At 69.4% G+C, this 22,368-nt stretch carries 24 protein-coding genes; 14 read left to right on the plus strand and 10 right to left on the minus strand.

What is annotated here, in order from left to right; translation table 11 throughout:
- Window positions 1-275 precede the first annotated feature (275 nt).
- The gene (locus ACFOSH_RS18435) at window positions 276-983 is read left to right on the plus strand and encodes a hypothetical protein (RefSeq protein ID WP_378240169.1); all 708 of its coding nucleotides are present in this window, start codon (window positions 276-278) and stop codon (window positions 981-983) included.
- 9 nt (window positions 984-992) lie between these two features.
- Here ACFOSH_RS18435 and ACFOSH_RS18440 read toward each other — a convergent pair whose 3' ends face one another.
- Window positions 993-1,154 (minus strand): hypothetical protein, encoded by a 162-nt coding sequence (locus tag ACFOSH_RS18440; protein WP_157376423.1) that lies wholly within the window; start codon window positions 1,152-1,154, stop codon window positions 993-995.
- Between the two features lie 51 nt (window positions 1,155-1,205).
- Complete coding sequence (locus tag ACFOSH_RS18445; protein ID WP_378240170.1) at window positions 1,206-1,700, minus strand: DoxX family protein; 495 nt, start codon at window positions 1,698-1,700, stop codon at window positions 1,206-1,208.
- Window positions 1,701-1,777: 77 nt separating this feature from the next.
- On the opposite strand from ACFOSH_RS18445, the gene ACFOSH_RS18450 reads away from it, so the two are divergent.
- Window positions 1,778-2,314 carry a TetR/AcrR family transcriptional regulator gene (locus ACFOSH_RS18450; protein WP_378240171.1) on the plus strand — a complete coding sequence of 179 codons (537 nt, stop codon included), beginning with the start codon at window positions 1,778-1,780 and terminating at the stop codon, window positions 2,312-2,314.
- 6 nt (window positions 2,315-2,320) lie between these two features.
- Here ACFOSH_RS18450 and ACFOSH_RS18455 read toward each other — a convergent pair whose 3' ends face one another.
- On the minus strand, window positions 2,321-3,088 hold the full coding sequence (locus tag ACFOSH_RS18455) for an SDR family oxidoreductase (protein ID WP_378240172.1): 768 nt from the start codon (window positions 3,086-3,088) through the stop codon (window positions 2,321-2,323).
- Between the two features lie 159 nt (window positions 3,089-3,247).
- On the opposite strand from ACFOSH_RS18455, the gene ACFOSH_RS18460 reads away from it, so the two are divergent.
- The 3 genes from ACFOSH_RS18460 to ACFOSH_RS18470 all read left to right on the plus strand — a co-directional run bounded on the left by ACFOSH_RS18460 (window position 3,248) and on the right by ACFOSH_RS18470 (window position 6,470).
- Window positions 3,248-4,792, plus strand: a complete 1,545-nt coding sequence (locus ACFOSH_RS18460; RefSeq protein ID WP_378240173.1) for a trypsin-like serine protease — start codon at window positions 3,248-3,250, stop codon at window positions 4,790-4,792.
- Window positions 4,793-4,896: 104 nt separating this feature from the next.
- On the plus strand, window positions 4,897-5,262 hold the full coding sequence (locus ACFOSH_RS18465; protein ID WP_378240174.1) for a YciI family protein: 366 nt from the start codon (window positions 4,897-4,899) through the stop codon (window positions 5,260-5,262).
- Window positions 5,253-6,470 (plus strand): RNA polymerase sigma factor, encoded by a 1,218-nt coding sequence (locus ACFOSH_RS18470; RefSeq protein ID WP_378240175.1) that lies wholly within the window; start codon window positions 5,253-5,255, stop codon window positions 6,468-6,470. Before ACFOSH_RS18465 ends, ACFOSH_RS18470 begins: the two co-directional genes overlap by 10 nt.
- Here ACFOSH_RS18470 and soxR read toward each other — a convergent pair.
- On the minus strand, window positions 6,460-6,906 hold the full coding sequence (gene soxR / locus ACFOSH_RS18475; protein WP_378240176.1) for a redox-sensitive transcriptional activator SoxR: 447 nt from the start codon (window positions 6,904-6,906) through the stop codon (window positions 6,460-6,462). The two genes, ACFOSH_RS18470 and soxR, sit on opposite strands and share 11 nt — an antisense overlap.
- Window positions 6,907-6,958: 52 nt before the next feature.
- On the opposite strand from soxR, the gene ACFOSH_RS18480 reads away from it, so the two are divergent.
- The 3 genes from ACFOSH_RS18480 (at window position 6,959) to ACFOSH_RS18490 (ending at window position 9,623) form a co-directional block, all read left to right on the plus strand.
- Window positions 6,959-7,567 carry a hypothetical protein gene (locus ACFOSH_RS18480; RefSeq protein ID WP_378240177.1) on the plus strand — a complete coding sequence of 203 codons (609 nt, stop codon included), beginning with the start codon at window positions 6,959-6,961 and terminating at the stop codon, window positions 7,565-7,567.
- Window positions 7,564-8,388 carry an SDR family oxidoreductase gene (locus ACFOSH_RS18485; RefSeq protein WP_378240178.1) on the plus strand — a complete coding sequence of 275 codons (825 nt, stop codon included), beginning with the start codon at window positions 7,564-7,566 and terminating at the stop codon, window positions 8,386-8,388. The genes ACFOSH_RS18480 and ACFOSH_RS18485 overlap by 4 nt, the downstream gene beginning before the upstream one ends.
- A gap of 125 nt (window positions 8,389-8,513) precedes the next feature.
- Window positions 8,514-9,623 carry a methyltransferase gene (locus ACFOSH_RS18490; protein ID WP_378240179.1) on the plus strand — a complete coding sequence of 370 codons (1,110 nt, stop codon included), beginning with the start codon at window positions 8,514-8,516 and terminating at the stop codon, window positions 9,621-9,623.
- Here the strand turns inward: ACFOSH_RS18490 and ACFOSH_RS18495 are convergent.
- Complete coding sequence (locus ACFOSH_RS18495) at window positions 9,592-10,476, minus strand: LysR family transcriptional regulator (RefSeq protein WP_378240180.1); 885 nt, start codon at window positions 10,474-10,476, stop codon at window positions 9,592-9,594. The two genes, ACFOSH_RS18490 and ACFOSH_RS18495, sit on opposite strands and share 32 nt — an antisense overlap.
- A 70-nt stretch (window positions 10,477-10,546) precedes the next feature.
- On the opposite strand from ACFOSH_RS18495, the gene ACFOSH_RS18500 reads away from it, so the two are divergent.
- Window positions 10,547-11,881: an FAD-binding oxidoreductase gene (locus ACFOSH_RS18500; RefSeq protein WP_378240181.1), complete on the plus strand. Its 1,335-nt coding sequence runs from the start codon at window positions 10,547-10,549 to the stop codon at window positions 11,879-11,881.
- Window positions 11,882-11,978: 97 nt separating this feature from the next.
- On the plus strand, window positions 11,979-13,160 hold the full coding sequence (locus tag ACFOSH_RS18505; RefSeq protein ID WP_378240183.1) for an acyltransferase family protein: 1,182 nt from the start codon (window positions 11,979-11,981) through the stop codon (window positions 13,158-13,160).
- Window position 13,161: 1 nt separating this feature from the next.
- Here ACFOSH_RS18505 and ACFOSH_RS18510 read toward each other — a convergent pair whose 3' ends face one another.
- From ACFOSH_RS18510 to ACFOSH_RS18520, 3 genes are read right to left on the minus strand one after another with little or no spacing between them, the layout of a single operon-like run.
- The gene (locus ACFOSH_RS18510) at window positions 13,162-13,578 is read right to left on the minus strand and encodes a nitroreductase family deazaflavin-dependent oxidoreductase (protein ID WP_378240184.1); all 417 of its coding nucleotides are present in this window, start codon (window positions 13,576-13,578) and stop codon (window positions 13,162-13,164) included.
- Between the two features lie 36 nt (window positions 13,579-13,614).
- Window positions 13,615-13,965: a PLDc N-terminal domain-containing protein gene (locus tag ACFOSH_RS18515; RefSeq protein WP_378240186.1), complete on the minus strand. Its 351-nt coding sequence runs from the start codon at window positions 13,963-13,965 to the stop codon at window positions 13,615-13,617.
- Window positions 13,966-14,002: 37 nt separating this feature from the next.
- Window positions 14,003-14,677, minus strand: coding sequence for an oxidoreductase (locus tag ACFOSH_RS18520; RefSeq protein WP_378240188.1), 675 nt, complete (start codon window positions 14,675-14,677; stop codon window positions 14,003-14,005).
- Between the two features lie 72 nt (window positions 14,678-14,749).
- Between ACFOSH_RS18520 and ACFOSH_RS18525 the strand changes: the two genes are divergently transcribed.
- Entirely contained in the window at window positions 14,750-15,595 is an 846-nt protein-coding gene (locus ACFOSH_RS18525) for a PaaX family transcriptional regulator (protein ID WP_378240189.1), read from the plus strand.
- Here ACFOSH_RS18525 and ACFOSH_RS18530 read toward each other — a convergent pair.
- A complete protein-coding gene (locus ACFOSH_RS18530) occupies window positions 15,592-15,990 on the minus strand; it encodes a RidA family protein (protein WP_378240191.1) in 399 nt (132 codons plus the stop codon). The genes ACFOSH_RS18525 and ACFOSH_RS18530 overlap by 4 nt on opposite strands.
- A gap of 47 nt (window positions 15,991-16,037) precedes the next feature.
- Between ACFOSH_RS18530 and ACFOSH_RS18535 the strand changes: the two genes are divergently transcribed.
- Both ACFOSH_RS18535 and ACFOSH_RS18540 read left to right on the plus strand, forming a co-directional pair.
- The gene (locus ACFOSH_RS18535) at window positions 16,038-18,389 is read left to right on the plus strand and encodes a bifunctional salicylyl-CoA 5-hydroxylase/oxidoreductase (protein ID WP_378240192.1); all 2,352 of its coding nucleotides are present in this window, start codon (window positions 16,038-16,040) and stop codon (window positions 18,387-18,389) included.
- Entirely contained in the window at window positions 18,386-19,525 is a 1,140-nt protein-coding gene (locus tag ACFOSH_RS18540) for an acyl-CoA dehydrogenase family protein (RefSeq protein ID WP_378240193.1), read from the plus strand. Before ACFOSH_RS18535 ends, ACFOSH_RS18540 begins: the two co-directional genes overlap by 4 nt.
- Here ACFOSH_RS18540 and ACFOSH_RS18545 read toward each other — a convergent pair.
- Window positions 19,500-20,894 (minus strand): GH1 family beta-glucosidase, encoded by a 1,395-nt coding sequence (locus ACFOSH_RS18545; protein ID WP_378240194.1) that lies wholly within the window; start codon window positions 20,892-20,894, stop codon window positions 19,500-19,502. The two genes, ACFOSH_RS18540 and ACFOSH_RS18545, sit on opposite strands and share 26 nt — an antisense overlap.
- Window positions 20,895-20,992: 98 nt before the next feature.
- On the opposite strand from ACFOSH_RS18545, the gene ACFOSH_RS18550 reads away from it, so the two are divergent.
- Window positions 20,993-22,255 (plus strand): ROK family protein, encoded by a 1,263-nt coding sequence (locus tag ACFOSH_RS18550; RefSeq protein ID WP_378240195.1) that lies wholly within the window; start codon window positions 20,993-20,995, stop codon window positions 22,253-22,255.
- Window positions 22,256-22,368: the final 113 nt, after the last annotated feature.

Consider the following 22,368-nt stretch of genomic DNA (forward strand, 5'->3'; position numbering starts at 1 on the left):
CACCGCCCCTCTGAGCCACGTTGCCAGAAAACGGCGACGATCGGACGCCGCACACCCCACCGGCAGCCCTCCACGAGCTCAGCCAGAGGCCGACCGCAAGTACCGAAGAACCGGCAAGAACTACAACAGAACCCCCGCCATCCTGAACCCCATTACGGAAAAACGGCGACGGCATCCAGGTGTAGACACAACCCCACACTCCACCCACGGACTGAGCCCCAAGTACAGCCCCTGAGCCGATCCGGGCAGCCGCCCCGATCGGCAGGCTCAGCGGCATGGAAACCGACTACGTCTTCCCTGGCCGCCGCGTCGCCGCGGTCTCGATGATCCTCGGCCCGATCCTTCTGCTCACCGGAACGCTGCTGCGGTCGCAGTTCAACTTCTTCTTCCCGGACCAGCTCAAGGCCATGAGCGATCATCCGGCGCTGATGACAGCCGCGTACACGTGTTTCCTGGCGGGCAACGTCCTGTTGTGGCCCGCGATCATCGCACTCGCCACGAAGATCGGCCGAGCGAATCCGGCGCTGGCTGCCTGGGCGGGCATGTCTGTCCTTATTGGACTCTTCGAACGGACCTTTCACGCCGGGATCGATCACGCCGCGCTGGGACTCGCCGAGCGGCGTGGCGCCGGGTTCGCCGAGAGCGTGGTCAGCGAGTCGTACCAGGACCTGCATCTGTTCAGTTTCCTGTCGTTCACCATCATGTTCGGCTGGTACGTGCTCGCCTTCGCCACTTATCGCACGAAAGCGCTCGGCGTCGTCCAGTCGATCGGGTTGGCGACGATGGGGCTTCTTCCGCTCGGCGTGTTGAAGGGCACCGAAATCGTGTCGATCATCGGCACCGCCGGGCTTTGTGTCGCGTTGGTACCGGCCGGAATCGGCGCGTTACCGGAAAGTCCCAAACCGAGTCGACGGACGGTACTGTTCACCGCTATCGCCGTTCCGGTTCTGGGCGCGCTCGCTTTCGCGAGCACCTTGGGCTGACGTCTTTCTTCAGGCCAGCCGCGCGGGCGTTTTCCCTGTTCTGTCACCGGATTCGTGATCGCGCCCCGCCGGAAGGCAGCTCATCAGCAGTACGACACCGACAGCGCCGAGAAGCATGTGTCCAGCGAGGATGCACAGCCCACAGAATCCGATCCACAATGAGATCTTCATTCTCAGATGGTAGGGCCGTTTTCAACGACGGGTCCCGAACTTGGGGAAGACTTAAGGTCTCCTTTGGGCAAAGGGTCTGTTCGGTGTACGCGCGTAATACACCACCAGTGCCCCGGTCGCGACCAGGAACACCACCTGCATCAGGCTCCGCGGCACCAGTTCGTCCATCATCGACGTCACCGGCCCGTGCAGCGCCTTGTACACGTTCGCCGGGAACATCCCCAGCAGCAGGAGCGTCAGCCCACCTGCCGCCCACGGCGCCGTGCGTGACGACAGCACTCCCACGGCGCCCGCCAGTTCGAGGACGCCGGTGACGGTGACCAGCAGCTCGGGCGCGGGCAACGCGGGCGGCACCATCGCGACGAGTTCGTCGCGCATGCCGATGAAATGCGCGAGCCCGGTCGTGACGAACAGTGCCGCGACACCGCCGCGCACGGCCACCGGCCAGGGCTTCAGCCGCCGGACACCGGCGGCTCCCAGCAAGAACAACGCCGCCGTGACGGCGACCAGCATCAGTACGGGGACGAGACCGGGATCCATGACCATGCCTTCCGAGCAGCGAAACTTTCCACTGACAAGATGCGCTCTTGCGGGCCATCTTGTCAATGACTAGATTCATCCGCATGAGTCCGTACCACCACGGCGACCTTCGCCGGGCCGTGCTCGACGCCGCCGTCGCGGCCATCACCGAACACGGTCCGGCCGGGATCAGCCTCCGCGACCTCGCCCGACGCGCGGGCGTCTCACACGCCGGGCCGGTGCACCATTTCGGCGACAAGGCCGGGGTGCTCACCGCGCTGGCCGCCGAGGGGTTCGACCTGCTCGCGGACGCGCTCGCCGCCGAGGGCGAGCGGGACTTCGTCGAAGTCGGGGTGGCCTACGTGCGGTTCGCGATCGAGCATCGCGCGCATTTCGAGGTGATGTTCCGCCCCGAACTCCAGCGCCAGGACGACCCCGCGCTGGCCGCCGCCCGCGATCGCGCGGGTCTCCTGCTGACCGGCGGCGCGTCGTCGGTCAGCGACGACGCGATGGCGGGAGTCGCCGCGTGGTCGCTGATGCACGGTTTCGCGAACCTGTGGCTCACCGGCGCGCTGCGTGCCGAGCACCTCGAGGATCCGGACACCGCCGCCCGCGCGATCGCCCGGATCCTGTTCCCCTGAACCAGGTCAGACCTGCGCGGTGGGCATGACGGTGACCTGCTGCAGGTTCACCCGCGCCGGCAGCGAGGTCAGGAACGCCACCGTCTCGGCGATGTCGCCGGGCTTCAGCCAGGTCAGCGTTTCGCGCACGCCGTCCAGCCACTCCAGCGCACCCGCGTCGGTGACGTGGCCCTGTAGCTCGGTCTCGACCAGACCGGGCTCGATCGCCGCGACGCGCACACCCTTCGGGCCGAGGTCGGCACGGAGGTTCTTCGACAGGTGCGTCACGTACGCCTTCGAAGCGACGTACACGGCGAAGGACGGGAAGATCGCCTGCGCTCCGATGGACGACGTGTTCACCAGGTCGGCGACGCCCTTTTCGCCCGCCGAAGCGACCAGATGCGGGACGAACGCGCCGATCGTGTTCATCAGGCCCGTCATGTTGACGTCGATCATGCGCTGCCAGTCACCGGTCGCGAGTTCGTCGATCGGTGCCGCCAGCATCACGCCGGCGTTGTTGAACAGCAGGTCCGCCCGGCCCAGTTTCGCCTCGACCTCGGCCGCGGCGGCCCGCATCGCCTCGGCGTCGGCGACGTCGGCCGCGAGCACGAGCGCGGTACCGCCGTCCTGGTCGATCTCCTTGGCGAGCGTTTCCAGCCGGTCCGCGCGCCGGGCGATGAGCGCGACCGCCGCACCGGAGGCCGCGAGCCGCCGCGCGGTCGCCTCGCCGATCCCGCTGGACGCGCCGGTGATGACGGCGACCCTGCCCGAGTGCGGCGCCGAAGTGTTCGTCATGTTCGTCTCTCCTCTGTGGACTCTCGTTCTGAAGTCCAGGTAACCGGTCGGCGAGGAGAGGTGGCACGGCCTGCTCAACCTGGGTCCGGCAGTACCAGGGAACGAAACTGTTACCGGTTGAACGCGTTCCGCGGACACGGCCCGGCCACCGTGATCGGCATGCGTATCCGTTTCCGATCCATCACGCTGATGACCGGGCTCGCGCTGACCGTGACGACGGCGGGCGCGGTCCCCGCGTCGGCCGTCATCGGCGGCACCGAGTCCACCCGGCCGTATTCGTTCATGGTCTCGCTCCAGTACGACTCGCCCCGCCCGGACGGGCACCGATGCGGCGCGGTGCTCGTCGCGCCCCAGTGGGCGGTCACCGCGGGCCACTGCGCCAACACCCCGAACGGCGCGACGGCCGGGGTCCCCCGAGGCTGGAAGGTCCGTGTCGGTTCACTGGACACCACCACCGGGGGCGAGGTCACCGACGTCGACAAGTTCTACCGCCGCCACCTCTCCTACAACCCTCCCGGCGAGGATCTCGCGCTGGTGCACCTGCGTGATCCCGTGCTCGCCCAGCCCGTCCGGCTCGCCGGGGCCACGCCCGCCGTCGGCACACCCGCCCGCATCCTCGGCTGGGGCGCGGCCGGGACCTCCTGCGACGACTTCAAGGACCCGAAGTGCTTTCCCGGCAAGCTGCGCGAAGCGGACACCGAGGTGGTGCCGCTCGACCGGTGCTGGGACGACGACGGGCACACCTTGCCGTTGTGCGTCGGCCGCGCCGATCCTCCCGTCGGGCCGGGGACGACGGACTCCGGAGGCCCCGCGCTGGTCCGGTCCGGCGACGACTGGGCACTGGCCGGGACGGTCATCGGCCCCGGCATCAGGGGTGCCGACTTCCCCGACATGTACACCGACGTCGCGAAGAACTCCTCCTGGATCAACGGCATCGTGACCGGAAGCGACGTACCCCCGGACGACCCCGGCCCGAACGTGGAAGGCACCGCCGAGGTGGGCGATTGCAAAGGCTCGGTGGTGCGCGCCGCCACCGCGCGTCCCGAAGACCCGGCGCTGGCGCTGACCAACGGCCATTGCGTGCCGAGCGGGCGCCCCGCACCGGGGACGGCCCTGGTCGATCGGCCCGCCGACCTGCCGCGCCCGGTCACCATCGCCGGCCGGGACGGCTATCCGAAGGCCACCGCTCGCGCCACCCGGCTGGTCTACGCGACGATGACGGGCACCGACATCGCGCTGTACCGGCTGGACAAGACCTACGCGCAACTGGCCAGGGAAGGCGCGAAGGTCTTCCGGCTGGCCACCGCCCCGATGCGCACCGGTGACAGGCTGCTCATGTCCTACTCCAGCAGCCGTCCGCAGTGCACGGTGGAGGCCGTGGTGCCGCATCTGCGCGAGGCCGGATACCAGCAGGACGGCGCGGTCCGCTACGCCCCGAGCGACACGTGCGTGAGCGGGCCCGGCTACTCCGGCTCGGCACTCCTGACCCCCGACGCGAAGACGGTCGCGGGCATCAACAACACCCATAACCGTGACGGCGGGCGATGCACCGAGGGCAACCCGTGCGAGGTCGGCAAGGACGGGACCGTGACCGCGCTGAAGGGCCGCAGCTACGGCCAGCAGGTCTATCGGATCTCCGCCTGCCTGACCAAGGGATCGCGAATCGACCTGTCCCGCCCCGGTTGCCGGCTGACCTCCGTTTGACCTGCGAAGATGTGCTCGGAAGAAAATTTCCGCGCCACTGTCGAATCGGCGGGACGCCCCTTCGTATAGGGGGTGACAAGCCGCTTCGACTTCAGGAGGACGCCATGACCCAGTACCTGATCAGCCTGTACCAGCCCGACGGTCCCACGCCGCCGCCGGAGTTCCTCGAGCCGATCGCGCGCAAGATCCAGGCGCTGAACGAGGAGATGAAGGCCGCGGGCGCCTGGGTGTTCGCCGGCGGGCTGCACCCGCCGACCACGGCGACCGTGCTGCGGGCCAAGGAGAACGGCGAGATCGCGATGACGGACGGCCCGTACGCCGAGGGCAAGGAGCATCTCGGCGGGTTCACCATCGTCGAGGCACCGGATCTGGACGCCGCGCTCGAATGGGGCCGCCGGGTCACCGAGATCACCTACCTGCCCGTCGAGGTCCGGCCGTTCCAGGGCGAAGAAGGCCCTTCGTGCGTCTGACCACCGAAGAGATCGGCCGGGTCTTCACCCAGGAGTACGGCCGCTCGGTGGCTGTCCTGGTCCGCGTCTTCGGCAGCATCGACCTCGCCGAAGACGCGGTCCAGGACGCCTTCGCCGCGGCGGTGGACCGGTGGCCGTCCACCGGTCTGCCGCCGAGCCCGGCGGGCTGGATCATCACGACCGCCCGCAACAAGGGCATCGACAAGTTGCGCCGGGAAGCCGCGCGCGACGACAAACACGCCCAAGCCGCGCTGATGAGCGCCGGTGACGAACCAGCCGAGGAGGGACCTGTGCGCGACGATCGCCTACGACTGGTCTTCACCTGCTGCCACCCCGCGCTGGCCGTCACCGCGCAGGTCGCGCTGACGCTGAAACTGCTGGGCGGGCTGACCACCGGCGAGATCGCGCACGCGTTCTTCGTCCCCGAAACGACGATGGCGCAGCGGCTGGTCCGCGCGAAGGGCAAGATCCGCGACGCGAAGATCCCTTACCGCGTCCCGGAAGACGCCGACCTGCCGGATCGGCTGCGTTCGGTGCTCGCCGTGATCTACCTCGTGTTCAACGAGGGCTACACGGCCAGTTCGGGCGAACGCCTGGTGCGGGAGGACCTGTGCGCCGAGGCGATCCGGCTCGGCAGGCTGCTGACCGGTCTCATGCCCGACGAACCGGAGGCCACCGGGCTGCTGGCGCTGATGCTGCTCACCGAATCCCGCCGGGCCGCCCGCACCGGCGCGGACGGCGACGTCGTGCTGCTGGCGGACCAGGACCGGTCACGGTGGAGCCGCGAGCTGATCGCTGAAGGCCAGGAGCTCGTCCGCGGCTGCCTACGGCGAAACCAGCCTGGGCCGTACCAGATCCAGGCGGCGATCAACGCCGTCCACAGCGACGCCGCCGACCCGGGAAGCACGGACTGGCCGCAGATCGTCCAGCTTTACGACCTGCTGCTGACGATGAACCCGACCCCGATCGTCGCGCTCAACCGCGCCGTCGCGGTGGCCGAAGTGGACGGCCCGCAGGCGGCGCTCGCCGTGATCGACGGCCTGGAGCTGGAGGAATACCATCTCTACCACGCCATCCGCGCCGATCTGCTGCACCGGCTCGACCGGCAGGCGGAATCGGCGCGGGCCTACGAAACGGCGATCCGGCTGGCGGGGAACGACGCCGAACGCCGTTTGCTGGAAAGGAAACTGGCCGTCGTCAGTCCGTGATCAGCCGGGCCGCGCCAGGCCCCTTCGCCGCGAGGAAGTCACCGGGGTTGACCAGCACGCACTGATCGAAGGACAGGCAGCCACAGCCGATGCATTCGGTGAACCGGTCGCGCATGCACTCCAGTTGCTCGATGCGCTTGTTGAGTTCCGCGCTCCAGCAGGCGGAGGCGCGCCGCCAGAATTCGTGATCCGGCGCGGCGCCCTCCGGCAGGAGGTCGAGCACGCCGCCGATCACCTCCAGTGGGATGCCGAGGTGGTGCGACGCGCGGACGAAAGCGACCAGGCGGAGCGTGGTGCGGGGGTAGCGGCGCTGGTTTCCGCTGGTCCGCCTGCTGCTGATGAGGCCTTGACGCTCGTAGAACCGCAGGGCGGAGGTGGCGACCCCGCTGCGCCGCGACAGCTCCCCGATGGTGAGTTCGGACGGCAGTTCGGACATGCGCCCCAGCTTAGCTTGACTTGAACCCTTGTTTAAGTTTCATGCTGGAGGCATGACAGCACAGGGGACCTCCGAGATGACCATCCACAAGGAACAGTGGCCGACGCCGAACGAGGCGACGGTCGCGGTGGCGCGGGAATGGCCGGACGCCGACGCGGCGCGGAGGGCGTTCGAAAGCCACGACGGGCTCGTTTCCTTCACCGCCTACGAGGGCGTCGGCCACGACGGCGCCTTCACCTACGAGCAGTGGACCAGCGAAGACGCGATCGAGAACCTCGAAGGCGCACCGGTGTACCGCCTCTACCGCGGGCAGCGCGGCGAGGGGACGCCCGGCGTGCTCGTGGTCGTCTCGGTCGAATTCGAAGGGCCCGACGAACGACGGCAACGCGACTGGATCGACCTCGTTTTCGAAGCGCTGGCGTCGGAGCCCGCGCGGCCGGAAGGCGGGATCTCGGGCTTCTTCCACGTGAGCGCCGACGGAACCCGGGTGCTGAACTACGCCGAATGGACCAGCGTCGAAGCTCATCTCGCCGCGCTCGCGGCCCCTGGCGCGAACGGCATCGGCACGACGGACGTGTGGAAGAAGGTGCAGACCTACCCTGGGATGTCGGGTGGGTCGGTCAAGCGGTACCGCCCGGTCTTCTCGGCGGTGGCGGCATGAAGCCGATCCTGGTCGCCGGAGCGACGGGCAACGTCGGTTCGCAGGTAGTCGCCCAATTGCGGGCAGGGGACGTCCCGGTCCGGCCGCTGAGCCGGAACCCGCCGCCGGACGGTGTCCGCGGCGACCTGACGAAACCCGAAACGATCGCGCCGGCGCTCGACGGCGTCGACACGGTGTTCCTGATGCTCGCCGGATCCGCCGAAGCACTGGTGCCCACCGTGTCACTGCTCGGCGAGCGGGTGAAGCGCGTGGTGTTCCTTTCCTCGGGCGCCGTCGACGATTCCTTGACAGAGCAGGACAACGCCATCGGCGCCTGGCATCGCACCGTCGAGGAGGCGATCGAAGCGGCGGGCGTGGAATGGACTTTCCTGCGGCCGCACGGATTCGCGGCCAACACCCTCGGCTGGGCGCCCGCGATCCGTGCGGACGGTGTCGTCCGCGGCGCGTACGGCGAGGCGTCGATGCCGCTGATCCATGAGAAGGACATGGCCGCGGTGGCCGTCGAGGCGCTGACCGGTGACGGGCACGCGGGGGCGAAGTACTCGCTCACCGGCACACGGTCGATGACGCAGATCGAGCAGGTGCGGATCATCGGCGAGGCCGCGGGCCGTCCGGCGCGCTGGGAGGAGATCCCGGTCGAAGAAGCGCGAGCGGCCCTGCTCACGAAGATGCCGGACTTCGTCGTCGACACCATGCTGGGCGGGATGCGGGGCCTGCTGACGGCACCGGGCCCGGTCACCTCGACCGTCCAGGACGTCACCGGCAGGCCGGGACTGGACTTCGAGGTCTGGGCGGCCGAGCACGCCGGCGAGTTCCGGTAAACTCGGGTCCGTGTCGACACCGGTTCATGCCGCGGCGGTCCACTAGCCGCCGTTCCTGAAATCGCCCCCCACGGAGCAACGCCCGCGGGGTCTCTTCGCCGCGGGCGGAAACAGGAACGGAAACCATGAACCCCCTGTCCTTAAAGGACGGTGGTCGGCGCTGGCTGACCACCGTCTCCGCTTCACCGCCTCGAACCGTCGTCACCATCGACGACGGGACCACCGCCGACGAGGCTTTCCGGCTCGCCGCGGCCGGCACCGGTCTCGCCTGGCACGGCGACTTCCCGAACGCGCGGAACCTTCTCTCCGCGATGTCCCGTCGCTGCGGCACAGCGGCCGGGAAACCCTTCCAGGACCAGCGGAACCATCAGGCGCGCCGGGCGCGGATCCTCGGCAGGCTGCTGGTCCCGCTGGATCCCGGGCACGTCCTGCCACTCCGGCGCGGACCCGACGTGCGGGTGGCCTGCGCCGAGGTCTACGGACCTTCCGAAAGCCCGGCGCTGGTGTCGCTGCGCGAACTGCTCGGCGTCGTCGGCGCGCACGAATGGCGGGTGAAGGGCGTCGAAATCCCGGCGCTCGGCGCGAAGATCCATCCGCACCACGGGGTCTTCTCCCCCGTCCGCGGCGAGTACGTCGATCTGGTGGCGAGAACTCCGTTACCCACGAGGGAACTGGCGTTCGACATCGGCACCGGGACCGGCGTGCTCGCCGCTGTCCTCGCCCATCGCGGCGTCGAACGAGTGGTGGCGACGGACAACGAGCCCCGCGCGCTCGCCTGCGCGCGCGAGAACTTCGAACGCCTCGGTTTCGGCGGCCTCGAAACCCTTGAGGCGGACCTGTTCCCGCCCGGCCGCGCGCCGCTGGTCGTCTGCAATCCGCCCTGGCTGCCCGCCCGGGCGCACACCCCGCTCGAACGCGCCGTCTACGACCCGGGAAGCCGGATGCTGCACGCGTTCCTGGACCGGTTGCCCCGGCATCTCGCCCCCGGCGGGGAGGCCTGGCTGATCCTCTCCGACCTCGCCGAACTCCTGGGCCTGCGTACGCGCGAGCAGCTCCTCGCCGCGTTCGAGCGGTCCGGCCTCGAAGTACGCGGCAGGCAGGACATCCGGCCGAGACATCCGCGCGCCACCGATCCGGGCGATCCGCTGCACGACGCCCGCGCGCGGGAGGTGACCTCGCTGTGGCAACTCACAACACGGAGGCTCAAAGCGCGAGCAGCGCCCGCGCCTGACTGACGAACACGCGGGCGGCGGGGCTGACCGGCCCCTCCGTCCGCCAGGCCAGCGCCAGTTTCGCCCGCAGCCCGGCCGGCCGCGTGATCTCCATGGCGTGCAGTTCCGTGTAGTGCGTCGCCAGCGACATCGGCACCACGGCGACGCCGAGCCCGCGCCCGACCAGCTGGGCGACGACGTTCGGGTCGCCCGCCTCCAGCGTCACCCTCGGCTGGACGCTGTCGGCGAGGAAGGCCGCGTCGACGATCGCGCGCATGCCGGTGCCCTTCGGCAGGCTGACCAGCGAGCGGCTTTCCAGCTCCGACAGCGTGATCGTGGCGTGCGCGGTGAGCGGATCCTCCGGCCCGGAGACGGCGACGAGCGGTTCGTCGAGGACGACCTCGAGACCGATCCCCGGCGGCGGCTCGCCGGAGACGCCGATCAGCGCGATGTCGAACCGGCCGTCGGCGACACCGGCGAGCAGGACGTCGGAGGTCGCCTCGGCGAGCGTGATGTCCACGGCGGGATGACGTTCGTGGAAGCGCGCGAGCAGATCCGGCAGGTTGACCGGACCGCGCGAGGACACCATGCCCATCGCGACCTGGCCGCGGACCAGCCCGGTGAGGTCGTCGACCGCCTGCCGCACCCCGGCGACGGCGGCGAGCGCGGCCCGCGCGTGCGGCAGCGCGGCGGCACCGACCTCGGTGAGCCGCACCGCCCTGGCCGACCGGTCGAGCAGCGGCTGGCCGAGTTCGCGTTCGAGACGGCGGATCTGGGCGCTGACCCCGGGCTGCGCGACGTGCAGCCGCTCGGCGGCCCGGGTGAAGTTCGCTTCCTCGGCCACCGCGACGAAGTATTCGAGCTGACGCAGTTCCATAACCGATGATTATAGTTGCCAGACAAACCAGATCTTGGACTTCTGGCCGGATCGGGCTCAAACTGGTGTCATGACCACAATGCTCCGCTCCGGCGACTCCGGTTACGACAACGAACTCGCCGGCTTCCAGACCGCCGTGCCCCGTCGTCCCGACGTCATCGTGGCCGCCGCTTCGGCCGCCGACGTCGTCGAGGCCGTCCGTTACGCCGGCGAGCACGACCTCCCGATCGCCGTCCAGTCGACCGGGCACGGCGTGGGCGTCCCCTTCGAGGGCGGCGTGCTGATCACCACCCACCGGATGACCGGGATCCGGATCGACGAGGGGATCGCACGGGTCGACGCGGGCGTGCGCTGGGGTGCGGTCATCGAAGCGGCCGCCGAGCACGGGCTGGCGCCGCTGAGCGGTTCCTTCCCCGGCGTCGGCGTCGTCGGCTACACCCTCGGCGGCGGGTTCAGCCTGCTCGGCCGCAAGTACGGCCTGGCCGCCGACCAGGTGACCGCGATCGAGGTCGTGACCGCCGACGGCGAACTCCGCCGAGCCACCCCGGACACCGAACAGGACCTGTTCTGGGCGCTGCGCGGCGGCCGCGACAACTTCGGGATCGTCACCGCGCTCGAATTCCGGCTCGTCCCGGTCACCCGGCTGTACGGCGGCAGCCTCCAGTTCGGCACCGGATCACTGGCCACGGTGCTCCGCGCCTGGCGCGACTGGGCGGCCGAGATGCCGCGCGAGATGACGTCGTCGCTGGGCATGGTCCCGATGCCGGACCTGCCGATGGTGCCCGAGCCGCTGCGCGGGCAGCATGTCGCGCAGATCCGGATCGCCTATCTCGGCGACGCCGCCGAGGGCGAACGCCTGGTCGCCCCGCTGCGCGCCGCCGCCGAACCGCTGGCCGACACACTCGCCGAGATCCCGTTCACCGAATCGGGCAAGATCGCGAACGAGCCGCCGTTCCCGCACGGCTACCGCGCCGACAACGTCACCGTGTCCGAACTCAATGACACGATGCTCGACGCGATCCTCGAACACGCCGGACCGGGCGCCCCGGTGCCGACCGTGGTCCTGCTGGACCTCCTCGGCGGCGCGCTGTCCGACCAGCCCGAGCACCCCGGGGTCGGCTGGGACCGCGAAGCCGGCTTCACCGTGCGGACACTGTCCGTAGTGGACGACGCCTCGCCCGCCGAGATCAACGCCGCCCACGGGAAGCTGTTCGACGTCCTGAAACCCTGGTCGACGGGCAAACTGCTGACCTTCGTCTACGGCGAGAGCGGCGCGTCCGAGGAAGCGTCCAAGGTGTACTCCCCCGCGGACCTGCGGCGTCTCGCCGAGGTCAAGGCGGCCGTCGACCCGGCGAACCGTTTCCGGCTGACGCACAACGTCGAACCGGCGCGTGACGCTGGGTGATCTCCGGAATTCGCTGATCGAGGGCGTCCATCCGGGGCGAAGGCGCAGTGGGCGGCACCCGTATACTTCCGGGCCGATACCGCCATCAGGGGGCACTGTGCGCACTTTGGACCATGACGAGTTCCTCGCCATGCGTCGGTTCCCCGCGCTCGACGGGCTGCGCGCGATCGCGGCCACCATCGTGATCCTCTTCCACTTCGCGGGTCCGAAGTGGAGCTGGCTTTCCGGCTGGGTCGGTGTCTACATCTTCTTCGTGCTGTCCGGGTTCCTGATCACGACGCTGCTGCTGCGTGAGCAGGACCGGACAGGCCGGATCTCGCTTTCGGCGTTCTACCTGCGCCGGGTGTTCCGGATCCTGCCGCCCTACCTGGTGATCCTCGGCGGGATCGTCGTCTTCGTGTGGCTGCGCGGCGAGTTCTTCACCCGCGAGCTCCCGCACGCGCTGAAGTACTACCTGACCTTCTTCAACGAGTTCCTGCCCGGCAGCACGCCGAACGGCCCGGACAACTTCTTCAGCGGCTCTTGGACGCTGGGCATCGAGGAGAAGTTCTACCTGGTCTGGCCGTTCCTGCTGGTGGTCGCGGGTGCCGTCGGCCTGGCCGCGGCCTGGCGCAAGCTCGCGCTGGCGTTCGCCGCGTTCGCGCTGATGGCAGGGCTGGTCGGGGTCACCAGCGGCTGGGTGCTCAACGGGCCGCAGGTGCCGATCTACCGGTCGACGGTGCACTACGCGATCCTGCTGATCGGCTGCGTGCTGGCGATCGCGATGCACTACCGCCGGTCCTACGCGGTGATCAAACCGCTGACCCACCCACTCGCGGCGATCCCGGTGTTCGGCGCGTTCGCCCTGCTGCACGTCAACATGGAAAGCCTGTGGTGGGAGACCGGCAGCAACCTGGGCCTGCTGATCGCCTACGGCCTGCTCTCGGCGATGTTGCTGGTCGTGCTGGTCTCGCCGGGGCCGCTGCGCTGGCTGCTGGCGACCAGGGTGATGCGGTTCGTCGGTGAGCGCTCGTACTCGCTCTACCTGCTGCAGGGGCCGGTGCACTTCGCCGTGGTCGCGGCCATCCCGCCGCTGGGCGAACACCGGATGATCAGCGCGCTGACCGTGTTCGCGGTCGGGCTCGGGATCGCGGACCTGATCCACCGCTGGGTGGAGCAGCCGATGATCCTCGTCGGCAAGAAGCTGATCGCGCGCCGCCAGGAGCGCAAGGCACTGCGTGCGGCCGAGGCCGAACTCAAGGCGCCGAGCGTCGTCGAAGCCCCCAGCGGCGCGCGCTGACTCAGCGCGAGATCGTGACGACCGGGATCACCCGATCGGTCTTCTTCTCGTAGTCGGCGAAGCCCGGCATGACGCTGACCAGCTTGGCGTAAAGACGGTCACGCTCGGCGCGGTCTTCGAGCACGACCGTCGCGGTCGCTTCGAACTTCTCCGTGCCGATCTCGATGGTGACCTTCGGGTTCGCCACGATGTTGTGGTACCAGGCCGGGTTCTTGTCGGACCCGGCGTACGACGCGGCGATGACGTACCGGCCGTCATCCTCGCCGAACGCGAGTGGTGAGGTGCGCGGCTCGCCGCTCTTCGCCCCCGTGGTGGTGAGCAGGAGCAGCGCGCCGCCCTCGAACGGGCCGCCCACCTTCCCCTCGTTCTCACGGAATTCCTTGATGATGTTCCGGTTCCAGTCCAGCGGATCGGTCATTCGTCCTCCAGTGTCGATCTTCTCGCCGAGGTTACGTCAGTCCTCGCGGGCCTTGCGGCGCTGCGCTTCGGCGCGTTCGCGGCACTTGCGCAGGAATTCCTCGTCGTCATCGGCGCTCGTCGCGGCGAAGCGGCCCGGCCGGTCGTACTCCGGGAACGCCGGCGACTCACGTTCGTAGCGGCCGCGCGGGGCTCGGGCGGCGTGCTGCGGGCGACCGGCGACGAGCCAGACGATGGAGCCGACGAGCGGGACGATCAGCACCAGCAACAGCCACATGGTCTTGGGCAGGTTGCGACACGATCCCTCGTCCGTGGTGATCACGTCGACGATGCAGAAGATCCACAGGCCGAGGGTGATAACGCCGAATAAGCCATTGAAATACAGCATCGAAAATCTCCCCAGTTCCGGATTGCCGGGGTAAGTATTAGCACAGGAGGGCGTCGAGAATTCCCGCGGCCACACCCAGCGCGTGCGCCTGTCCCGGGCATTTCTTGGGCCCTGCTCCGAATGGCCGTTCCGTCAGGTCCACCTCGACCACAGCACCGTTGACCCACCTTCGGGTGATCCGGACCGGCGGGTCCTCGCGCAGGACCCGGTCGAGCAGGCTCGCGGCGTCCTCGCCGGGCCGGTGCGCGGCCAGGGCCTTGCCGAGCAACTTGGCCGTCGCGTCGCAGGCCTGCACCAGGAGCCCGATCCGCGCGGCCGCCCGCTCGTCGACGTCACCGCCGCAGGCCTCGATCAGCCGTCGCATGGCTTCTTCGGCGTCGGGCCCGGTTTCGGTGTGCGGGTGATAACTCGCGGAAACCGTTGCGATGTCGCGGGAAACGTCCGGCAAACCCAGTTCGGCGGCCAGGACGGCGACCGGGACCGTCCACAGGATCCGCTCCACAGGCTCGTCCTCCATCGCCTTGGTGCACGCGAAAGCCTTCTCCCGCAAGGACCCCATCGGCGCGAGCGCGGTGAGCACGAGCGCCCTCCGCCGGGTGTGGTCCTCCGGGCGGCTGAACCGGGCGACGGTCGCCCGCAACCACCGGACGCCACCCGGCTCGACGTCCTGGGGCACCGGCGGGACGGGGGCTTCGATCAGCGGATTCTCCATCCCGTGACGCTAAGTGCGGAACGCTTCGGTCACGGCCGAAATGTGCGCTCATCGGCGTTGTATGGTGACCGGGTGACGGCCGTGTCGGAGACAACCGAAGTCGACGGCGCGGGGCGAACGGCGCAACCGCGCCAGTTGATCGTGACCGTGTACGGCCTCTATTCGCGCGGTGAGGGCGGCTGGCTTTCGGTCCGTTCCCTGATCGACCTGCTGGCGGGCGTGGACGTCGAGGAACCCGCCGTCCGGTCGTCGATCTCCCGGCTGAAACGGCGCGGGATCCTTTCCGCGGTCCGGCGGAACGGGGCGGCCGGATACGAACTTTCCGAAACCGCGCTGGCGATCCTGCGCGAAGGCGACGAGCGGATCTTCCGCCGCGAACGCGCCACCCCCGGCGACGGCTGGCTGCTCGCGGTGTTCTCCGTCCCGGAGGCCGAAAGGCACAAAAGGCATGTTCTTCGCACGCAGCTCGCCCGGCTCGGTTTCGGGACCGCGTCGTCCGGCGTCTGGATCGCGCCGTCGCATCTGCGTGACGCGACCTCCGACATGCTGCGGCGGCTCGGACTGGAAGGGTACGCCGATCTCTTCCACGCCGAGCATCTCGCGTTCGGCGACGTGCGGGAGAAGATCCGCGACTGGTGGGACCTCGACCAGCTCGAAACGCTGTACACCGCTTTCCTCGACGAGCACGCGTCCGCGCTCCGGCGCTGGCAGCGGCGCAAGACGACGGACGAGGCCGAGGCTTTCGCCGACTACGTCCGGGTGCTGACCGACTGGCGGCGCCTGCCCTACCTCGACCCCGGCCTGCCCGCCGAACTGCTGCCGCCGGGCTGGGCCGGGATCCGGGCCGCGGACCTGTTCTTCACGCTGCACTCGCGACTGGGCGAGGCCGCCGCCGCGCACGTCTCACGCACGCTTTAAACCACAGCGAAGCCCTGCACCTCGACCAGGGCTTCGACGTCCCAAAGCCGGCTGACGCCGATCCCCGCCATCGCGGGGTACTCGCTCCCGGCGAGCCGCTTCCACACCGCGCCGATCTCGCGCGCGTGGGCCTTGTAGTCGTCCATGTCGACGATGTAGATGGTCACGCTGCACAGGTCCGCCGGCTTCCCGCCCGCCGCGCGCAACGCGGTGAGCAGGTTGGACAGCGCGCGTTCGAACTGCTCGACCACACCGTCGCCGACGATGCGGTTCTCCTCGTCCAACGCCGTCTGACCGGCGAGGAAGACGAACCGTCCGCTCGCCGCGACAGCGTGCGAGAAGCCGGAGGGGCGGCCGAGCTCGGGCGGGTTGATGCGCTCCATACGGGTCAGCATATCCCGTATCGTTGACGGTCGTACATACCGCGACATACCCTGGGCGAGTGCGTATCGCGGTGTTAGGCGGCGGCCCGGCGGGGCTCTACTTCGCCACGCTGGCGAAACAGCTCCATCCCGATCACGAGATCACCGTCTGGGAGCGCAACGCACCCGACGACACGTTCGGGTTCGGGGTGGTGTTCTCCGACGAGACCCTCGGCGGGATCGAGCACGCCGATCCGGTGATCCACGCCGCCATGCGGCGCGAGTTCGCGCGCTGGGACGACATCGACGTCCACTTCCGCGGCACGGTGCACACCTCGGGCGGGCACGGGTTCGCCGCGATGAGCCGCAAACGGCTGCTCGGCCTCCTCCAGGAACGCTGCGCGGAGCTGGGCGTGGACGTGCGGTTCCACACCGAGGCGCCGAGCGCGGCCGAGGCGAGCGCCGAGTACGACCTCGTCGTCGCGGCGGACGGCGTCAACTCGCCGACCCGCAACGCCCTCGCCGAGAGCTTCCGGCCGAGCCTGCAGACCAGGCGCTGCAAGTACATCTGGCTCGGCACGGACCTGGTCTTCGACGCCTTCAAGTTCCACGTGCTCGAAACCCCGCACGGGATCATGCAGATCCACGGCTACCCGTACAGCGACACGGCGAGCACGTTCATCCTCGAACTGCACGAGGACGTCTGGCAGCGCGCGTTCGGCGAAATCGCCGCGACCTCGCTGGCGCCGGGCGAAAGCGACGAGAAGTCGATCGAGGTCATCCGCGAACTGTGCGCGGACGTCCTCGGCGATCACCAGGTGTTCGCCAACAACTCGAAGTGGACCGCGTTCGCCACCGTGCGCTGCGCGAGCTGGCGGCACGAGAACGTCGTCCTGCTCGGCGACGCCGCGCACACGGCGCACTTCTCCATCGGCTCCGGCACGAAACTCGCCATGGAGGACGCGCTCGCGCTCGCCGCCTGCCTGCACGAACAGTCCGATATGGACAGTGGGCTGCGGGCGTACGAAGCCGAACGCCGCCCCGTCGTCACCTCGACCCAGCGCGCCGCCCAGGCGAGCCTGGAATGGTTCGAGAACATGGGGCAGTACACCCATCAGGATCCGGCGCAGTTCGCGTTCAACATCCTCACCCGCAGCCGCCGCGTCACCTACGACAACCTCCGGCTGCGCGACCCCGAATTCGCCGCCGAACTGGACACCTGGCTGGCGTCCACTTTGGACTCCGAGGTCCGGCCGCCGATGTTCCAGCCGTTCCGGATCGGGAACCTGGATCTGCCGAACCGTGTCGTCGTCTCGCCGATGGACATGTACTCCTCCGAAGACGGCGTCCCGACCGATTTCCACCTGGTGCACCTGGGAAGCAAGGCGCTCGGCGGTGCCGGCCTGGTGATGACGGAGATGGTCTGCGTCTCCGAAACCGGCCGGATCACCCCCGGCTGCGGCGGGCTGTACACCTCCGAGCAGGAACAAGCCTGGACCAGGGTCACCGACTTCGTCCACGGCAACACCCCCGCGCGGATCGGTGTCCAGCTCGGTCATTCCGGGCGCAAGGGCTCGACGAAACTGATGTGGGACGGCATCGACCAGCCGCTGCCGGAGGGCAACTGGGAGATCTGCGGCCCGTCCGCGATCCCGTACACCGAGGCGAACCAGACCCCGCGCGAGCTCACGGTCCCCGAACTGGCGGAAATCCGCGACCAGTTCGCGGAATCCGCCCGTGCCGCCGCGCGCGCCGGGTTCGACCTCCTCGAACTCCACTGCGCGCACGGCTACCTCCTGTCGTCGTTCCTCTCCCCGCTGACGAACCGGCGCACCGACGAATACGGCGGCTCTCTGGAGAACCGGCTGCGGTTCCCTCTCGAAGTCTTCGACGCCGTCCGCGCGGCATGGCCCGCGGACCGGCCGATAACGGTCCGCATCTCCGCCACCGACTGGCACGACGGCGGGATCGACGTCGACGAGGCCGTCGAGATCGCCCGCGCGTTCGCCGAGCACGGCGCGGATGGCATCGACGTGTCGACCGGTCAGGTCGTCAGCGAGGAGAAACCCGAATACGGCCGCAGCTACCAGACGCCGTACGCCGACCGGATCCGCAACGAGATCGGGCGTGAGTACGGGGTCGCGGTGATCGCCGTCGGCGCGATCTCCTCCTACGACGACGTCAATTCCCTCATCCTGGCGGGCCGCGCGGATCTTTGCGCGCTCGGCCGGACCCATCTTTACAATCCACAGTGGACACTGCACGCCGCCGCCGAACAGGACTACCCGATGCCGTGGCCGAAGCAGTACGCGGCGGGCAGCCGGAAACCGCAGGGCGGCCGCACCGACGGGCCGAAACCGCGGCTGGAACTGTTGCGCTCGGGGGAATCCGGTACCGCGCACGCCCGCTGGCGACCTGGGAGCCACCGATGACCGCCTTCGCACTGAGCCCGGAACAGCAGGCTTTCGCCATTGAGGTCCGGCGGCTGGGCGCCGAGAAACTGCGCCCACTGGCCGAATCCGGCACCGAAGGCGCGGTCAACCGGCCGCTGCTCAAGGAGATGGGCGCGCTGGGCCTGCTCTCCCGCCTGTTCCCCGGTGTCGACGTCGGCAGCCCGAGCCGGGAGGCCGCCGCGACGGATCTCTGCATCCTGCGCGAATCGCTCGCGAGCCAGAGCACCGAAGCCGAGACAGCGCTGGCACTGCAGGGTTTGGGCACGTATCCGGTGCTGCAATCGGGGCAGGATTCGCAGGTCTCGAAGTGGGTCCCCGCCGTGGCCGCCGGCGACGCCGTCGCCGCTTTCGCACTCACCGAGCCGAACGCGGGCTCGGACGCGGCGGCGCTGGAACTCTTCGCCGAGCCTGACGGCGACGGCTGGCGCCTCACCGGCGAGAAGATGTGGATCTCCAACGCTCCCGAGGCCGACTTCTACAGCGTTTTCGCCCGCACCACCCGGGAAGCGGGTTCGCGCGGCGTCTCCGCGTTCGTCGTCCCCGCCGACCGCGCCGGACTGTCGGGTGAGCACCTCGACCTGGTCAGCCCGCACCCCATCGGCACGCTGGTGTTCGACGGCGTCCGGGTCGAGCGTGAGGAGTTGCTCGGCGAACCGGATCGCGGATTCGGCGTCGCCATGCGGACCCTGGACCTGTTCCGGCCGAGCGTCGGCGCGTTCGCCGTCGGGATGGCGCAGGCCGCGCTCGACGCCGCCGTCGCCCATTCCCAGACCCGGGTCGCGTTCGGCGGGCCGCTGCTGCGGCAGCAGACCGTGGCGCACACGCTCGCCGAGATGGCGACCCGCACCGAGGCGTCGCGCCTGCTCGTCTACGCCGCGGCCGCCGCGCGAGACGCGGGCGAGCCGAACCTCGCCGGCCGCGCCGCGATGGCGAAACTGTTCGCCACGGAGACGGCCCAGTACGTCGTCGACTCGGCCGTGCAGATCCACGGCGCGCGGGCGCTGCGGCGCGGGCACCTGCTCGAACACCTCTACCGCGAGGTCCGGGCGCCGCGGATCTACGAAGGCGCGTCCGAGGTCCAGCGGACGATCATCGCCCGTTCGCTGACTTCTTGACCCGCTCGACGATGTCGCGGTAGGCCAGCCCGCTCTGCTTGATCGTCCGCGCCTGCGTCTCGCGGTCGACCCGCACCAGGCCGAGCCTTTTGGCGTAACCGTAGGCCCATTCGAAACTGTCCAAAAAGGACCATGCGAAGTAGCCGCGGACGTCCGCGCCCGCCTGCCGTGCGGCGGCCGTGGCGGCGATGTGCGCGGACAGGTACGCGGCGCGGTCTTCGTCGCGGACGAAGCCGGTCTCGTCGGGGACGTCGGCGAACGCGGCGCCGTTTTCGGTGACGTAAAGCGGCAAACCGGGATAATCCCGGCTGATCCGGACGAGCAGTTCGGTGAGCTTGTGCGGCAGGATCTCCCACCCCAGCACCGTCGACGGCGCCCCGAACGGCACCTTGCGGAACGACGGCATCCCGAAGTGCTCCACCGCGTTCCCGTTCTCCTCCACCCCGGAGTAGCGCGACCCGAAGTAGTAGTCGACGCCGACGAAGTCGAGCGGCGCGGCGATGATCGACGGATCCCACGGTTCGGACGGCAGGCGGATGCCCTGCCGCGCGAGATCTTCGAGGATGTCTTCCGGGTACCGGCCGTGCACGAGCGCGTCGAGGTAGAACCGCGTCCCGAGCCCGTCCTCGAACCGGGCGGCCTCGCGGTCGGCCTCGCTGGGGGTGGCCGGGTCCGCGGTGCTCAGGTTGAGCGTGATGCCGAACTTCGTCCCGGACGGCGCGAGTTCCCGCATCCGCCGCACGGCGAGGCCGTGGCCGAGCAGCAGGTGATGCGCCGCCGCCATGCCCGCCTTCGCGTCCCGGCGGCCGGGCGCCATCACCCCGTGGACGTACCCGTGCATGGCCGTGCACCACGGCTCGCTCAGCGTGGTCCAGTGGCGGACACGGTCGCTCAGCCGCTCGAACACGAGCATCGCGTAGTCGGCGAAACGGACAGCGGTGTCGCGCACGGGCCAGCCGCCGGCGTCTTCGAGGTGCTGCGGCAGATCCCAGTGGTACAGCGTCAGCCACGGATCGATGCCGTTGTTGAGCAGCTCGTCGACCAGCCTGTCGTAGAAGGCGATCCCGGCGGGGTTGACGCCGCCGCGCCCGCGCGGCTGCACCCGTGACCAGGAAACGGAGAACCGGTAGGTGTCGACGCCGAGTTCCTTCACCAGCGCGACGTCGGCGGGCATCCGGTGGTAGTGGTCGCAGGCGACCTCGCCGGTGTCGCCGTTGTCGACCGACCACGGCGACTGGGCGTAGGTGTCCCAAATGGACGGTGTTCGTCCGTCTTCGGCGACCGCGCCTTCGATCTGGTACGCCGAGCTGCCGACCCCCCACCGGAAGCCGGACGGCAGGGTGCCGATGAGCTCGTTTTCCCTCGTCATGACACCCCTCCTTCCCCGCTCGCCCGCCTTATTTCACCAGTTAATACATGGCAGAGGCTAAAGTCGTGGGGCATCCTGGAAAGGTCCGCCGCCATAAGATGGGTATCCGCATGCCTGCCAAGCGCACCACCGTCCGTGACCTGCGGCGGCACAACCGTTCCCTCCTGCTGTCGAAACTCTACTTCGACGGCCCGCTCAGCCGCCACGAATTGAGCGGTCTGACCGGATTGAGCGCCGCGACCGTCAGCAACGTGACCGCCGAACTCGGCGAAGAACGCCTCATCACCGAAGCCGGGCTGGTCGAATCCGACGGCGGCAGGCCGCGTGTCCTGCTCCGCGTCGACCCGGCGTATGGCCACGTCGCCGGCGTCGACATCGGCGAGACCGGCGTGAAGGTCGAGCTGTTCGACCTCACCATGAACCGGCTCGCCACCGTCGAACATCCCCTCGCCTCCCCGCGGCCGGACGCGGCCGCCGCCGTCACCCAGGTGGCGTCCGGACTCCGGGAAGTCATCACGGAATCCGGCATCGACGAGGCGACCGTGCTCGGCGTGGGCGTCGGCGTCCCCGGCACCGTCGAACAGGGCGCCATCGAACAAGGCGGGGCGCTGCGCGTGCACGCGCCCACCATCGGCTGGAAAGAGGTCCCGCTGACCGATCTCCTGCGCGCCGAGGGTGTCGCGCTGCCGTTGTTCATCGACAACGGCGCGAAAACCCAAGGCCAGGGCGAAATGTGGTTCGGCGCCGGTCGCGGCGCGCGGCACGCGGTGATAGTCCTCATCGGGTCCGGCGTCGGCGCGGCCGTGGTCACCGACGGCACCACCTACCGGGGCTCCACCAGCAGCGCGGGCGAATGGGGCCACACCACGATCGTCTACGGCGGGCAGGAATGCCGCTGCGGATCGCGCGGCTGCCTTGAGTCCTACGTCGGCGCGGAAGGTGTCCTCGCCCGCTATCGCAAGGCACGCGGCGGAAAGACCACCTCGGACGAGGACGAGCAGACGCAGTTCGCCGCCCTGCTGGAATCGGCGGGCAAGTCCAAGGCCGCGGCCAAGGTGCTGGAGGAGACTGCGGGCTATCTCGGCGCCGGCATCGGCAACCTGGTCAACCTGTTCAACCCGGAGCGGATCGTGCTGGGCGGCTGGGCCGGGCTCGCGCTCGGCGAGCAGTACCTGCCCGAGATCCGGCGCGTGGCGGGCGAGCACGCGCTCGCGCACGTGTTCGACCAGACCGAGATCGAGCTCGGACGGCTCGGGCCGGACGCCGTCGCCATAGGAGCCGCCACCCTGCCTGTCGCCGCCCTCCTGGACCAGGGCGCGGACCCGCGGACAGCCGGGTCGAAGCGCGGGACGGCCGCCTGAGCCTTATTTCGAGGTCAAAAAATAGGTCATCGCACGTCTTGTCGCAGTGGTTGAGACCATGCATACTTTGTTGTCAGGCACAACAAAGTGGTTTTGCCGGCGCTTTCCGTTCT

Origin of the sequence: Amycolatopsis speibonae, assembly GCF_042647925.1 — a bacterium.
Lineage (GTDB): Bacteria > Actinomycetota > Actinomycetes > Mycobacteriales > Pseudonocardiaceae > Amycolatopsis > Amycolatopsis speibonae.